Source organism: Geobacter sp. OR-1 (assembly GCF_000813145.1).
Taxonomy (GTDB): domain Bacteria; phylum Desulfobacterota; class Desulfuromonadia; order Geobacterales; family DSM-12255; genus Geoanaerobacter.
In genome coordinates this window covers 1-1217 of the sequence record NZ_BAZF01000056.1, presented here as the reverse complement: position 1 = coordinate 1217, position 1217 = coordinate 1, and the positions used below count along the sequence as shown (strand labels likewise).

Genomic DNA, 1217 nt, shown 5'->3' with positions numbered 1-1217 from the left:
TTGTGTAGTGATGGTATTCACCTGACAGTTGGTTGTTTATAAGTGGTGGCCATACCGCCCTTGAATGGATTAAAGATGAAGTTGTCCAGACAACATCTTTCCATCAAGGAGGAAGGTATGACCACCGCAGAGAAAGTATCACGAAGAAAGCTCAGTTTGCTAGACCTAGCTGGAGAACTTGCCAATGTCAGCAAGGCCTGCAAGATCATGGGCTACTCGCGGCAGCAGTTCTATGAAATCCGGCGCAACTATCAAACGTACGGGTCAGCCGGTTTGCTTGACCGACTGCCTGGTGCCAGAGGACCACATCCCAATCGAGTTGATGAAGCGGTTGAACTGGCAATTCTGGATCACTGCCTGTCACATCCTGCCCATGGCCCCTTGCGGGTTGCTCAGGAACTGGCTCTCAAAGGTACTCAGGTCAGTTCAGGTGGTGTCCGTGGTGTCTGGAGCAGACATAACCTTCTGACCAAGCAGGAACGTCTGCTCAGGCTTGAAAAGAGTGTCAGGGAACAAGCTTTCGAACTCTCTGACGAGCAGATTCGCCTTTTGGAGCGGTTCAGTCCCGAGTTCAGAGAGCGACATATCGAAACGAAGCATACCGGCGATCTGGTGGCGGTAGACACCTTCTTTGTCGGTTCGCTCAAGGGAGTCGGCAAGATCTACCTGCAATCGGTGATTGACTGCTATTCCCGCTATGCATGGGGCAGGCTTTACACCAACAAACTACCGCTCACTGCCGTGCATGTGCTCAATGAGGATGTGCTGCCGTTCTTTGAGGAACATAACGCCAGGATCAACACCATCCTGAGCGACAATGGCCGCGAGTTTTGTGGCAGGCCGGACAATCATCCTTACGAACTGTTCCTGCAACTTGAGGATATCGAGCACCGGACTACCAAGGTCAGAAGGCCTCAGAGCAACGGCTTTGTCGAGCGGCTTCACAAAACGCTTCTGGACGAGCATTTCCGCGTGATGGGACGTACCAAGTGGTATGAGTCAATCGACGAGATGCAGGCCGATCTGGATGAGTACTTTAGGCTCTACAACTATGAACGGCCTCATCAAGGCAGAAACATGAACGGCAGAACGCCATATACCGCTTTCATAGAAGGCTTGCCAAAGAACGATGAATCAGATAATGAAAACTTGAATCTGGCAGCGTAAATCTCAAACCCATTCAAGGGCGGACTGTCAGGTAATTACTATCTCTGTAC

Annotated in this window: 1 protein-coding gene; it reads left to right on the top strand. The window is 50.9% G+C overall.

The genetic code is table 11. From position 1 onward, the window contains the following. The first annotated feature begins 117 nt into the window (after positions 1-117). Positions 118-1167, top strand: a complete 1050-nt coding sequence (locus tag OR1_RS20440; RefSeq protein ID WP_041975012.1) for an IS481 family transposase — start codon at positions 118-120, stop codon at positions 1165-1167. Positions 1168-1217 lie beyond the last annotated feature (50 nt).

Bases quoted from the DNA above. Each gene is read 5' to 3' on its own strand.
- OR1_RS20440 (WP_041975012.1), top strand. From the start codon at position 118: ATGACCACCGCAGAGAAAGTATCACGAAGAAAGCTCAGTTTGCTAGAC.